Consider the following 12,969-nt stretch of genomic DNA (forward strand, 5'->3'; position numbering starts at 1 on the left):
ACGCCAACGCCAGCCGCACATCGTCCGCGGCTACTTCGGCGGCCCGCACGTCCGCTACGTCCTGGACGAGAACCCAATGAGTTTCTGATCAATAGGTGGGGATCTCACCGAGCACTCCTATCAGGAGGAGCTTGGATGCCATCTTGTCTCCTTGCCTTCGAAAGGAGACGCTGCCGGGGGTGCTGGAGTGCTGACGGTAGTCCTGGACCAGGCTGACGAGAGCCCACTTCTGCCGCGTCTGTCGAGGTGGTTGAGAAGGTCGCTGAGCGGCCGGGATACCAGCCGGATTCGGTTCCTCATGGCCTGCCGCACGGCCGACTATCCGGCGGTGCTGACGTCTGTGCTGGCCGAGGCTTTCGGTGCGTGCCGATGCGTCGATCTGGCCCCGTTGAGTCGCACGGAGGCTGTGACGTTGGCTGACAGCGCCGGCGTGCCGGGAAAAGAGCTGGTGGAGGCAGCTGAGGCGGCCGGCGCCGCTGTGCTGGCCGGCGTACCGCTGACATTGGAATTGCTGGTCCTGACCTATCGGGCTGACGGCCAGCTGCACGGGCGGCCAGAAGAGTTGTTTGCACGCGGAGTGGCACGGCTCGCTGAAGACCCCGACCCTCACCGACTCAAGAAAGCGCTGATCACCACGGTCCTTCAGCGCCTGACGGTGGCGGGACGCATCGCCGCGTGGATGCTGCTGTCAGGCCATCGGACCGTGTGGCGTGGGGCCATGTTCGAGGCTGGAACCTACGATCTGCCGGGCGACGTACTGGCGGGGGGAAGGGAGCGGACCGCCGCTGGACCGTTCGAGGTTACGCCCCAAGTGGTCGAAGAATGCTTGGCAACCGCGCTGTTCACAGCGCCGGACAACGGCAGGGCGGCATTCCGCCACTCTTCCGTAGCGGCCTACCTCGCAGCCCGGTACCTGACGGATCGGAAGACCACGCAGCGACAGTTGGAGAATCTGTTCCTGATAGGCGCACCGGACGGAGAGACGGCGACCATTCCAGCACCGCTGCGGGAGACCGCGGCCTGGCTGGTGGCCATGAACCACTCTGCCAGCGGCTGGCTGGCTACCGCCGATCCCGAAAGCCTGGCGGTGCACAGCGCACTTGTGCGTTCCGACGAGGTCCGCCGGCTCACCGTAAGCAGGCTGCTGGAACGTGCGGCGCAGGTCGAACTGGGAGACACGCGATGGCAGCTGTCCCGTTGGGACCTGCGCCATCCTTCGCTCGCTGACCAGCTCGCCGACGTCCTGGAGACCAACCCTGCCGAAGGTGCGGCCAACTGGCAGTCCACGGCGCGAACCCGCCTGGCGATCCAGCTGGCGCAGGAGGCCGGCACCGCTCACCCCAGGTTGGCCGATGCGCTGCTGGCGTTGGTGAGGAACGACACGTGGCATCAAACGGAGCGTCGTTTGGCGGCGCGCGCCGCGTTCGCCTGCGACCTGGGCCGTGCCGTGCCAGTTTTCGTCGAGGTGCTCGACTCCCTATCCGATCTGTCCTATGTCGAGCGGGTGGATCCCGACCATGAGCTTCGGGGCACGCTACTGAGCCTGCTATGGCCGCACCGTTTGGACGCGGCGACGATGCTGGGCGCCCTTCGCCCGCCGTCCCCGGACCTGTACGGCAACTACGCCCACTTCTTGAGGAACATGCCAGCGGAGTGCAGGGACGAGGATCTGCCCGATCTTCTCGCTTGGGTGTCCGAAATAGTCTGCCGACCGGATAGTGGCTATGTCTTCTCGCACGATCGCTTCGAGATCTCACTGATCAACGGGGTGATCGGCCGAGCGCTCGAGACTCCGGACGCGGCTCAGCACGCGGACACCTTGGCGAAGATCATTTTCAGCCTCCTCCACGACCACCACAAGGTCCAGATGCCTGACTGCTTGCAACCTGATGAGCACGGGCACGAGACGCCCGAGACCCGGTCACTACGGAGGCTTCTGACCCAAGCTTTTGTCACAGAGGCTGTCCGGACAGGGCTCAATGCGCGCATGGCGGCCTACCAGATCGCGTACGACTGGGAACGACGCCCGTCGGTGCGGCTCGACGCATCTTCGGCGCCCGAGCCAGCGATCCGTCATCAGCTTGTCGATAGGGACGACTTCCCGTGGCTCTTGGAGCAGACTGTCGAGGCGGCGGCGTCCGGTGATGGGGCGGCCCTCCAGGTGTACGGCGAGCTGGCCTCCTGCACGTTCCCCTCGGACGACCTCCATGTGTTCGAACTGGCTTACGACAACACGCACCCGGCCTGGCCGTATCTGCGCTCCTTCTACGCGGCCATCCCTATCGACAGTCACCTTGCTCGGGCGTTGCGCCGCAACTACAGCGCTGAGAACTCGCATTGGCCGGAAGCAGCGGAGTTCTTGGCCGAGACGGCGCGGCGCCTCGCTGAAGCCAGGGCCGGCGACAACGACAGTCTGTGGCAATTCCTGTGGGGTCTGCGCGTGGACCCGCAGACGGGGAGGTTCGTGCAGGATGCGGCGGGCGCCATCTCAACCTGGCCAACTGCCGTAGCTCTCGGCGACGATCTGTCGGACTTGCCTGAGCTCGCTCTCCGCTATCTCACCACCGAGCATGACCGTGCGGATTCCTGGCTCCCGCACGCCCGTCGCAACAAGTGCTCCTGGGCCGGATATGCCCTTCTCACAGAGTTGCACCGAACAGGCCGCCTGCTCGAACTTCCCGCGCGGGTGTGGAGCTTTTGGGCAGCCGCGATACTCACCGAGTATCTGGGCATGTCGACGAGCTACACGGAACCCGTTCGGGTGGACCTGCTGCGCTTGGCAGCCCGTCATGCACCTGAGTCCGTGGCCCATCGCGTTACCCAGGCAGCCCGAGCAGCGCTGACGGCAGGCCAACAGCCCATCGAGCTCAATGCGGTTGATCCGCGCTGGGCTGCGGAACTGCGTACGTGCTTGGAGCACCTCGCCACTGAACTGTCCACCTGTCTCGGGCTCGTGCCCGAGGCGGCAGATAAGGCCCTGGCAGGCTCAGCAGCGAGCGAAGACCACCCCGCACGCTTGCCCGACAGTGATGAGGCACGTGAGGCCGCGCTGCGGACCTGGCACAGAATCCTGGCCACTCTTCTCACCACCGACAGCCAAATGGTGCACGGCATCATTGACGCCAGTATCGACGGGCCCCGGGAAACTCCGCTTGCCGCACGAGCTGCTGTCCTCGCCGCCCAGGCCCTACTGACCGCGGACGCCGAGGCGCACTGGCCACGAGCCAAGAGGTTCGCGGCAACCGACCCTGAGCTCGGCCGCAGACTGGCCGAAGCATGCGCCAGGACCGAGACGGAGCGTATCCAAAGCTCCCTGAGCGAGGCTCTCGTTGCCGACTTGTACCTGTGGCTCAGTGACTTGTACGACCCTGAGGAGGACCAGCCTCTTCGCGGCGCTCGCTGGATCACTGATGATGAACAAGCCCGAGAATGGAGAGATCGCCTACTTCCTGAGCTAAGCCGGCGAGCCACCGCAGAGGCAGTTCATCAACTGCGCCAACTTGCGACCCTGTACCCCAGTCGACTGGCTATTGCCGCAGCACTCGTCGCGGCGACCAAGCAACATGCCGCTGCGAGTTGGAGTCAGGTGCGCACAGAGGACGTGATACGGCTCCTGCAGGACCCAAAGCGGCGCGTCATCCGCACCAGCACAGACCTCTTGGACGTGGTGCAGGAGGCCCTTGAGGAGGTGAGCCGGGCGCTTCCCTCGCACTGCGAACTGCTCTGGGACCGTACACCGGGCAAGAGCCCTCGAAAGCCGTCCGCAGAAAACCCAGTCATCCCTGATGTCTGGCGCCCCAAACCCGAAGCAGCCTTGTGTGCGTACCTCACACACGAGCTGACTCTGCGGCTGGCCGGCCACCGTGTCGCGGTCAACCGGGAGGTGCTGATCCATCCCACCGATCCATACGGGGCGGGCGACCGCACTGACCTTCTCGTCGAAGCGATGCCCTCACCGGGTGACGACCCCAACATCGCTTCAAGCGGGTCCGTAAAGCTGGTCATTGAGGTCAAGGGCTCCTGGAACGACGAAGTTCCGACGGCTCAAGCGGAACAGTTGGCGGGCCGGTATCTGCCGGAAGCAGGAACGGATGCGGGCATCTACATCGTCGGCTGGTATCCGATCGAGCTCTGGAATGCCACGGGTGACAGCCGTAAGACCCAGGCGAAAAAACTCCAGCTTGACACGCTCCGCGTCGATCTGCAGGACCAAGCGGCGAGCCTCTCACAGGCGGGCGCAATTCACGTTCGCCCCATGGTGATCAACCTTCCGCGACCATACAGGCAGTAAGTGTGATCGGCAGAGCTCGGTGCGGCGCTCGCGTATCTGCATCTTGCGAGCGGTCTTACCTTTCTGAGGCGCAACGTCCAGGCAGTGTGACTTCCATGCCTTCCCGATGACGCATCACGTTGAGTGCGTTGCCATCCTCGAACCGGTGACGAAGGGCAATACTGGCAGTGTTGCGCGTAGCTGGTGGTCAGTCGCAGAATTCAACGTCTACAACTGATCTCGGGCTTTCAGGGCCGGAGTTGCACACCTCGCCGAGGGCGCCGCTCCGGCCCGAGGCTGACGTTCGTGACGTGGGACGCTGGCACTCAGTCCACGTAGCAACTCGTGATGCGGCGGTCATGCCGTGGGGCCTGGAGGTGCTCACGGTCTCCCGACGAACTCAAGGGCACCAGGTAGCGTCGCCGGCCAGCTGGTTACGGTTGGTGGCTTCCTGCGCAATACGCCGGCCTGACAGCAGGACCTCATGAGTCCTCTTTCGCAGTCTGGGCGGCAGCCAGGCCGTAAGCGTGTGGGCGCGCTCATCGGAAACCATCTGACCCGGGGTGGAGGCATGGCTCAGGAGGAGGTCGTACAACGCGGAGGCGGGTTCGACCGAGGGCAGCCCGCACTGGGTGGCTGTTACTGAGGCGCGGGCGGGAATCGACAGACCTTCAGGGTCGAGGTCGCCGTAGTAGACGATCCGTTGGATTCCATGGATCTCTTTGACGGTTTCGATGGAGGCTTCGAAGGCTCGTCCGGAGCCGAAGGCAACGCCTCTGGTGCGCCCGGGATTCGGGGTGAGCAGGTCTCGGAGTGTGGCGTAGGTGTCGCTGTTCTCGGCGACCAGGAGGGTGTCTCCGTCGCCGAGCAGTCGGTAGGCGAGGGGCGGTGGTTCGCGAAAGGTGCCGAGCTGTTCAAGGGTAAGGCGGCCGGGGGCGAAGAGCGCACCGGAGATGAGGCCATCGAGGCGCTTTTCGTCCTGGAAGATCTCGTACGAGCGTTCGCGCAGGGGGATCGGTACGCGAACGTCGGGACGATTGCTGGTGTCGCGGAACCATCGGTTGATGAGGGCCAGGTCTTCGTGATGGGCGGAGGTGAGGTACGCGGTGTGGCCCCAGTCGAGTTCAGGTCGGTAGGAGCGCCGTGCGGTGACAGGCGCAGGCTTGCGCGGGGTGGCTGCGGGCAACCGGATCTGCTCGGGCAGGGCTGGGTGGCCTGCGTCCCATTTCTTTCTCTGGCCGTGGGGGAGTCGCAGGGTGCCGGCGTCGGAGAGTTCTTCGAGCAGGATGGCCAGTGCGGTGCGGGAATCCTCACCGCGGGCGGTGCCGGGGAGGGCTGCGGTGAAGGCTTCCATCACGGTGGCGCGCGGCACGGTGGCCTTCTCGGCGCGAGCGTGCAGTGCGGCGCTGAGGCGGACGGCGCCTGGTGAGAGGCGAGGAAGCTGCTCGGGGGTGGGCGCCGTCATCGGTTCGCTTCCCCCTTGGTGTAAAGGCGTGCGGAGCTGAGGTAGCCGTTTGCTTCAGGCTCGTGGGTGTCCGGGGCGGTCCGAGGGGTGGGGATGAGGGCGTTGCGGACGTGGTCGTCGAGGCGAATGCGGGAGAGGCCGGTGCGGGCTTCGGCGTCGTTGCGCAGCTGGATGGTGGCGGGGAATCGGGCCGTTACGGCTTCGTCGCTCAGGCCGGTGGTGTAGATGAGCTGAATGCCGAGGGCTGCCGCCATCTGCGTCTGGATGTCTACGAGGTAGGGGGCGTTGGCGCGGCCGATGGGGTTGTCCAGGAGGAGCAGTCCGCCGTGGCGGGTGCGGCTGCGGGGGCCGGGGGAGGTGCGCAGGGCGGCGAGGGCGCAGTAGAGCAGGATGGCGCCGGTCAGTTCCTGGCCACCGGAGAAGATCTTGCCCATCTTCTCCACGGGCACGCGTTCGATCCGTTGGGTGGCGTTGGGTTTCATGACCTCGGCGGTGAAGCGGGGAACGGCTGCGTGCAGGCAGCGCATGACCACATCGGTGCCTTTGAGTTTGCGGGTGCGCGGGTTGGCGGCGAGGTTGTCGATGGTTTCGCGCATATGGGCGGTGAGCACGGAGGGTTCAGGCTTCCTGTAGCGGATGGTGAGGAAGCGCTTCCCTGCCCAGGGCGTGGGGCCGTCGGGGAAGACGGAGAACCGGCTTGCTTGGTCGACTTGTTGGAGAAGTTCGGTGACGAAGCCGCTGAGCTGGGACACAAGGGCCTCACGCGCCTTGCTCATGCCCTCAAGCTGGGTCGTCAGGGCTGCGGCAGCGCGGTGCAGCGCCGTAGTCCATTCACGGGAGGCGGCTGGGATGTGCCGCCGGTCAAGAGCCGAGATCTGGTTGCGCAAGGGGATGTCGAGTTGCTCGAAGCGGACGTCGGCGGCCTGGTCCTTGAGCAAGGAAACGCTGTCTTCGACGCGGCGCTCGGTGCTGGTGAGCTTGCGCCGGGCGTCCTCGTAGCGGGCTGTGGCTTGCCGTACGGCGGGTTCGGCCGCATCGGCGGTGCCTTCGTATGGGGCCGCCGCGGGTTGAATGCCGAGCTGTTCGATCGTGGTCTCCAAGCGCGCCAGGACATGACCGAAGGCGTCGAGTTCGCGAGTGTGCTGGCTCTGCTGCCTACGTGCCGCGTTGTACTGCTCGCCGGCACTGCGTTCAGCCTGCTGCGCCTCCGCCTGGGCGTGTTCGGCACGGGCGGTCAGGTCGTAAGCCTCTTCGAGGGAGTGTGGGGTCCACTGCGCGACGTCTTGAGTGCTGGTGTCTTCTGCTGCAGTGGCGAGCGTGCGGTGTCGTTCCTTGAGACGGCTCTCCTTGTCCCGAAGGCGCCGTAGCTGGTCGTGGAGACTGTCGATCTGCTGGCCTAGATCGCGTTGCACGGCGTCGCGCTGGACGTCATCTACCGCTGCGGGAGAACGGCTGTACTCCTGGGCGAAGGGCTTGACCTGGTCAGGGACCTGCGCCCACTCGTCCTGGCAGGCGCGCAAGGCGTCTTCTGCTTCCTTGGCACGCTGGCGCTGGTCTTCTTCGATGTCCACACTGCGCAGGTCCTCGACTGCCTGCTCGTAGCGGTGCTGGAGGACGGTGAGCGCTTCGCAGGGCGCTCCCTTGGCGTGCTGAGCCTGCTCGGCCTCGGGCGTGGCGGTGACCTTCTTTCGCGCCTGGGCATGGCTCTGGGCCTGTTGGACGGCGGCTTCCACCGCCTGGGTCATGCGTGCGATGTCGCCGTGGGCTGTCTCCTCTTTCTCGCCCAGTTCTTCGAGTTCGCGCTGACGCTGCTGAGCTTCTTCCACGAGCGCGGTGATCCGGTCGCGTGCCCGGCTGGCTTTCGCCTCGGCTTCCGCGAGGCGACGCATCGCCTGCGCGACCTCGGTGGCCTCGCGGTGAGCGTTTTCCTGTTGTGTGTAGACCTCCTCGGCGGCGGTGACGGCGTCGTCGTGCTGTTCGGCACTGGTGCGCGCGACCTTAAGGCTGGCCTGGGATGCCTGCGCTGCAGTCCGGAGTTCCTGGAGCTGTTCGAGCCGGACCCCTACGCTCACGGAGCCGATCTCGTCCAGCCAGTACTTGATCTTGTTGCCCAGGTCGCGGGTGAGACTGATGCGTTCCTCGAGCTCGTCCAGTGCCTGCGCGGAGGCTGCCAGGCGTGCTTCGACCTCGGCTCGTTCGAGTGCCGCGGCCTGTTCGTCATGCAGGGCCGGGGTCGGGTCGGGCACCATCCGGCCGTTTGTGTCGGGTACCGGCGTCAGCATCCGTTCCCCGGTTCCTACCGCGACGGCCGCCGTGGGCAGGGGACGGGTGCGCTCCAGATGACGTTGGGCCTGATCCAGCGCTGCGGGGCCGCCGCTTACGATGATGCCGCCGACCAGGTCCGGGTGGTCGTGGATGAGGCGCTGGTGATCGTCCGCGGGCACGTTGTCGCGCATCCACTGCCAGCCGGGGACTGCGTCGATGCCCTGGGCACAGAGGTCGGCACACAGGGAGCGGACTTCCTTGGTGGCGGGCAGGAGGCCGTCGCTGGTGTCCAGGGCGGCGAGGAGTTCTTCATCCGCGCTGTGCTGGAGCTGTGTCCGCCTGAGGGCACCGTCCAGAGCGGTGATCTTCCGCTCGATCAAGTTCTGCAGGGCAGCGTAGTGGTCGGCGAGCCAGGTCAGGGCGTCGCCGTCTTGCAGGTCTTCGAGGCCGAGCTCAAGCAGTTCCGCAGTCACAGGGTGGCGGCGCACGGACTCGGCGCGGGCGCGGAAGCGGTCGGTCTCCGCTTCGGCCGCTTCTGCTGCGCAGCGATCATCGAGAGCCCGCTCCTGCAGTGCAGGCAGCTGTTGATATGCCTGTGCCCGGCGGCTGCGGGCCTCATCCTGTGCCTTCTTGGCCTCTACACAGCGCTGGCCGTGGTGATCAGCTTCGCCGTCCATCCTGGAGGCGGCGTCTGCCGCGCTTTCGCCGGGCTGCACCTTTCCCTCTTCCCGCGCGGTGCGCAGCTGCTCCTCGAAACCCTGCACCTGACGGCGCAACTGGTGCTGTTCTCCCTCAGCCGTACCGGCATCCTTATGGAGCGAGTTGCTTTGCTCGCGCCACTGCTGGATCTCTCTGCGAGACTCGGAGATCTCCCTCTCCAGATTGCCGGCCTCGGCGCGTGCCTGCGTTTCAGCCGCCGCGTAGCCCGCCCGGAGCGCCGCCGCGGCGATATCGCACGCTTGCACATAAGGGGCGACTGTTTCCTCGGCTTCGGAGAGGGCCCGCTGCATACGGCCGTGGCGCTCCTGGGCAGCCGCGTGTCGCACGGCGACCGGGACACTGCGCCAGCCCGCAAGGCGGTCTTCCAGTCGTTGCGTCGTCGCGGCGACTCGCTTCTGTTCCTCGGCTGATTTGCCCAACTCGATGCCGCAGGCAGCCCAACGAACGTACGCCACACGTGCATTGGCTACGTCCAGTCCCTGCTTGGATGCTTCATGTGCCCGGTAGGCGGTATTGACCGTGTCTGTGGTGGCCTGTGCCGCGGCGGTGAGGATCTGATGCCGACGCATCAGCCCTGCGGCAAGGGCGACAAGGCCGTCCTTGGCCTGGCCAGCCTCGCGCTGCTGGTCGGTGTGCTCCTGGTACCGATCGGCCACACGGGCGCAGATGTCCTCCATGGCCAGCGCGAACTCCCGCTCCTTGACCAGCTTCTCGCGCTGGTCGTGGGCGCCGGCATAGGTCTCGAAGGCACCGCCGAGGCTGGTGTACTTGTCGTCGTCGTTGGCCTTCTCCAGCAGCCACTGGACGAACGCTGCCGCACTGGAGGTGGTGAACGCCTCGGCAGCCCCGCTCTCGGTGGCGTTCATCTTGCGCTGGACATCGAAGAGGCCAGGTTCGAGACCCAGACCGGCCTGATGTTTCTCCCACTTCTCCTGCCCGTCCACGATCTGTAGTTCCAACGCCTCGACCGTGGCCTGCAGTTCGCACAGCTCGTTGTAGTAGTGGTCGAACGGCAGCCAGTGACCGTCGCGGTGGAAAGGTAGATCGTCCGCGGACAGGGCGGCACCCGGGTGGAAGCTGTAGAAGCGGCGCTTGAGCTTGCCATCGCCCTCGGGCGCGAGGAGCTGCGCGGTGACCAAGAGCCTGCCAGTCCGGGCATCAGCCCACTCCAGGACGATATGGGAGGGCTGAGCCGGAGAAACGACGAAGCTCAGCAGCTCCTCCGGGTCATGGTGACGCAGCGGGATCGTGGTGCAGGTGATGCCGGTCAGCAGCACACCCTTGCCGCCGCCGTTCTGGAGCATGACCAGACTGGCCGGCGAGGGCCGCTGCGTGACGTGTCCGGGGGTCGGCATCAGGGATGCTGTCGAAACCAGGGGGCCCACGCCAGAGAAGTCCAGGTTCACGTCTTCGTAGCGGGCGTCGAGCGGCCCGAAGTTGCGCATCAGGATGCGGTTCAACTCGTACATGGAGAGGGGTCCTTACATCGCGATGGCGTCAGGTGGCTGGGGCGGAGTCCGGGAGCATGCCGTGGCCCGTAGCCTCAGGCTGCTCCGGAGTCTCGGATGGGAGTGGCGCATCGTGGTGCGGCAAGGCCGCCACTCCCAGGGCGGCCAGTTCCTGGAGCATTTCCCGGGCTGCCTGGGCACGGATGTGCAGCCTGTACAGGACGTTGGTGGCGTACGTGCCGCCCTCTTCGTCACTGGTCGCGCGGACGAATCCGCGCTGCTCGAGATGCGTGAACGCCCTCTTCACCAGCGCGTAGGTCGCCGACCGCGGAGTCCTGTCCTTGTCCGTACGACCGGTGGGGTTGCGGCGCAGGTAGGCCCGCCACAATCCCTCCAGTCCGGGGCTGCCGGCCGGCGGGTCGGTGTCCTCATCGGCGGCTGCGGCACGGCGCTCAAGGACGGTCGCATAGGCCCTAACGTCTTCGTCGACCTTCTGCACCGAGACCCGGGCGACGTGCTCGTCGTCGTCCAAGTCCTCCGGACGAGGGAAGGCCCGCGACGCGATGGCCAGGTGGGCGAGCAGGTACAGCGGCCGGTTCTCTGCATTCGGCACGAGGTCGGTGACCGAGACGGCGAAGTCCGTCTCGGTCGTGGTTGCCAGGACCAGCCCCGCCTGCGGGTGCACCTCCTGGACCGTGAGGTCAAAACCCTGCGCGACCTTCCGCACCAGCTGGGCGAAGTCCGGTTCCGTATCGAACCGCCGCACGAGGCGGGCATTCTCTCCAGAACGCGCTGGGGACTTGCCGCGTGTCATAGCCAGAGCCACCATCCGGGCTGCTGCGGCAACATCGTCGTACTGCGTCATGCGCTCGGCTCCAGATCGTCATTCGTGGCGCGGGGAACAAACTCTGGTGAAAGGGGCGGTTGCGTTTCGGAGGTCGGTTCGCCCATGGCCGGCAACAGCAGGAAGTCGCTGCCACCGAAAACCGGGTCGTCCAACTCAGTCCCGTCGTCCACGACAACGACGGCTTCCTCACTTCGCGCCAGCTCGGCGACCGGGACATGCCGAAACCGATGCGCGGTCTCCATAGCCAGCAGATGGTCGGTGTCGTCACCAGGCCCTCTGCCCTCGCCCCACTCGCGGGCACGCTCGAGCAACCGAGACAGTCGCACGCCCTCCCCGGGGACAGCCGAAAGCAGCCTGTCCACCCATGCATGCTGCGCGTCGTCGAACCTCGGTGGATCGGACGTGACTTCCCAGTCGTCCGGTGCGCCCACCGCGACCCGCTCAACCTCGGCCTGATCCGGCATCCGTGTGAGGACCTCGAAGTAGTCCGGCAGGTACATCATCCGCGGACGGACCGGACCCAGCACCCCGCGCACGAACGCCTCCAGGGGCCGCTCGCTGTCCTCGATACTCAGCTCGAGCGCCGGCTCCAGGAGCTGGCTGCGCAGGTGTACCCGTACATGGACCACGGGAGGTACGAAGATCTGCCGGTCCTGCTGGTGCCGGAACTCAGGAACCACTCTGAGCAGCATGTCGACGAGCATCAAGTGCCGCTGCAGACAATCCTGGATCAGCGCATCCAGAGCCTCCAGCTGCTGCCGCTTGTGTTCCTCTTCCGTGACCTCGAGCAGCTGTGCCACCTGCGCCTTCAGCTGAGTCTCCGCCCGAGACCTCTCCTCAACGTGCTCCTGCGCCTCCTTCAACGGGCCGTCGAGATCCGCCTCCCAGTCGATGGCCCGTACGTTGCGTTTCATCTCCTCCATGCGGTCCAGTAGTTCCTTCGCGTACCGGATGCTCTGCACATGGGCGGTGCGGGCGGCCTGCCACGCCTCACCGATCCGCGCGCGCTTTAGCAACGCGGCCAACTTGGCCTCCGCCGCGATCTGCTCGGACGCGATGTCCACATCGACCGCATGGACGAGCACGGTGATGGCCGCATCAGTAACTGTCAGCGCAGCCTGCCCGGCTTCGTCCGGCACGTCTTTGAGGATTTGGAACGGAAACTCCCTGACGACGAAGCCGTCGCCTGTCACGCTGCCGATCTCGTGTCGAAAGCACCGGTCGTGTCTCTCGGTGTTGATCATCCGCTCCACCAGCCAGCGCGCGACTTCCTGATACTCGGTACCCGCCCGCCCCGGAACCTGGAGCGCCGCAGACTCAGCTACCTGTTCCACGACGGCTTCCTGTCGAACTGCCGTCCGCGCCCCTATCCGTAACGTCACGAAGTCGATGGTTGCCAGGGCGAGTTCGGCCAGCCGGTACCCCTCCCAGCCCCGCTCCCGCTTCGCCGGACTGTCGTCGAGCGCCAATAGTGGCCGCACCACGGCCAGCGCCTTCATCCGCGACGTGATGCTCTCATACGCCGCAGCTGACTCGCCAAAGAACACTGAGAGCCTCCCAACACCATTTGCTCGACCGGAAATTCACGCTAGGACACGGCACTGACAATGCTTCGGAGGCGAACGTATGGGCGATTAATTTCGGCTGTTGTCTCCGTTGGCGGCATGATCAGGAGACCCGAAACCGATACACCGCCCCGTAAGGCTGGCGGCCTTGAGCCCCTCGCTTGCTTGAACCGGTCAACGAGGAGCGGATCGGCACCTGCTGAGTGTCGAGCGAGGTCCCTCGCAGGTCAGAGGAGGGGCTGGCTCAGTGCATCTCGCAGACGATGCGACTTGCGCCCAGGCACATGGCGCGACCGTGGCGTTCGGCCCCGCAGTGCGGACTTGCTTGAACATGAGAACCACTCGGCCTAAAGGAGGTCAGAACCCGAGCGTCGAGATGGTTCGGAAGC

General features: G+C 65.8%; 5 protein-coding genes. 1 reads left to right on the forward strand and 4 read right to left on the reverse strand.

What is annotated here, in order from left to right; genetic code table 11:
* Window positions 1–298: 298 nt before the first annotated feature.
* On the forward strand, window positions 299–4,291 hold the full coding sequence (locus ACFY93_RS33115) for a hypothetical protein (protein ID WP_391365625.1): 3,993 nt from the start codon (window positions 299–301) through the stop codon (window positions 4,289–4,291).
* A gap of 379 nt (window positions 4,292–4,670) precedes the next feature.
* Here ACFY93_RS33115 and ACFY93_RS33120 read toward each other — a convergent pair whose 3' ends face one another.
* From ACFY93_RS33120 to ACFY93_RS33135, 4 genes are read right to left on the reverse strand one after another with little or no spacing between them, the layout of a single operon-like run.
* Window positions 4,671–5,735, reverse strand: a complete 1,065-nt coding sequence (locus ACFY93_RS33120; protein WP_391365626.1) for a Wadjet anti-phage system protein JetD domain-containing protein — start codon at window positions 5,733–5,735, stop codon at window positions 4,671–4,673.
* Window positions 5,732–10,189 carry a hypothetical protein gene (locus tag ACFY93_RS33125; protein ID WP_391365627.1) on the reverse strand — a complete coding sequence of 1,486 codons (4,458 nt, stop codon included), beginning with the start codon at window positions 10,187–10,189 and terminating at the stop codon, window positions 5,732–5,734. The genes ACFY93_RS33120 and ACFY93_RS33125 overlap by 4 nt, the downstream gene beginning before the upstream one ends.
* 28 nt (window positions 10,190–10,217) lie before the next feature.
* Window positions 10,218–11,033, reverse strand: a complete 816-nt coding sequence (locus tag ACFY93_RS33130; protein WP_162624886.1) for a hypothetical protein — start codon at window positions 11,031–11,033, stop codon at window positions 10,218–10,220.
* The gene (locus tag ACFY93_RS33135; RefSeq protein WP_391365628.1) at window positions 11,030–12,562 is read right to left on the reverse strand and encodes a hypothetical protein; all 1,533 of its coding nucleotides are present in this window, start codon (window positions 12,560–12,562) and stop codon (window positions 11,030–11,032) included. The genes ACFY93_RS33130 and ACFY93_RS33135 overlap by 4 nt, the downstream gene beginning before the upstream one ends.
* Between the last annotated feature and the right edge of the window lie 407 nt (window positions 12,563–12,969).

The organism is Streptomyces sp. NPDC008313 (genome assembly GCF_042956125.1).
In the GTDB taxonomy this organism is placed as follows: Bacteria; Actinomycetota; Actinomycetes; order Streptomycetales; family Streptomycetaceae; genus Streptomyces.

Coding starts and splice junctions, on each gene's coding strand:
- ACFY93_RS33115 (WP_391365625.1), top strand. CDS start 299: ATGGCCTGCCGCACGGCCGACTATCCGGCGGTGCTGACGTCTGTGCTG.
- ACFY93_RS33120 (WP_391365626.1), bottom strand. CDS start 5,735: ATGACGGCGCCCACCCCCGAGCAGCTTCCTCGCCTCTCACCAGGCGCC.
- ACFY93_RS33125 (WP_391365627.1), bottom strand. CDS start 10,189: ATGTACGAGTTGAACCGCATCCTGATGCGCAACTTCGGGCCGCTCGAC.
- ACFY93_RS33130 (WP_162624886.1), bottom strand. CDS start 11,033: ATGACGCAGTACGACGATGTTGCCGCAGCAGCCCGGATGGTGGCTCTG.